The sequence below is a fragment of the Aeromonas sp. sif2433 genome, from assembly GCF_019218705.1.
Taxonomy (GTDB): Bacteria; Pseudomonadota; Gammaproteobacteria; order Enterobacterales; family Aeromonadaceae; genus Aeromonas; species Aeromonas encheleia.
In genome coordinates this window covers 1-572 of record NZ_JAHUXD010000031.1, presented here as the reverse complement: position 1 = coordinate 572, position 572 = coordinate 1, and the positions used below count along the sequence as shown (strand labels likewise).

Sequence of the window (572 nt, the reverse complement as noted above, 5' to 3'; positions counted from 1 at the left end):
TGTTGTCGTACAACAAGGACCAAAAATAAATTTTGGTTTTCGCCAAGAAGTTTCCAAAGCACTTGTAACAAATGTTTGAGAACTACTTTTTAAATCAGCTTTCCAGATTGTTAAAGAGCATGTTTGCAACAGCACAAGGCTGAAGAAAACAGACATAAACACGCATGCTTATGTCTGCATTCTTGTTAGCAAGAAGAGAAGTGGCGTCCCCTAGGGGATTCGAACCCCTGTTACCGCCGTGAAAGGGCGGTGTCCTAGGCCTCTAGACGAAGGGGACCCGGATTTGTCTTTGCGCTCGCGCGCAGATGTTTGGGTAGCCGCTTTCGCCGCTATTCACGTCCCAACACCCAACAAAAGGGCTTCTCTCGTTTGGCGTTAGCCAAACAAGCACTGACGCGACATCACTGGCGCATCAGGTCTTTGCTCTAACTACTTTGAATCAAGTCAATCTGTGTGAACACTCAACAACTTCGTCATCATTAAGGTAAGGAGGTGATCCAACCCCAGGTTCCCCTAGGGTTACCTTGTTACGACTTCACCCCAGTCATGAATCACACCGTGGTAAACGCCCT

1 tRNA gene and 1 rRNA gene are annotated in these 572 nt (G+C 47.4%); both read right to left on the bottom strand.

Going from position 1 to position 572, the window contains the following annotated elements:
- Positions 1–201: 201 nt before the first annotated feature.
- A tRNA-Glu gene (locus KW825_RS20255) sits at positions 202–277 on the bottom strand.
- 208 nt (positions 278–485) lie between these two features.
- A 16S ribosomal RNA gene (locus KW825_RS20250) occupies positions 486–572 on the bottom strand; the annotation flags it as partial.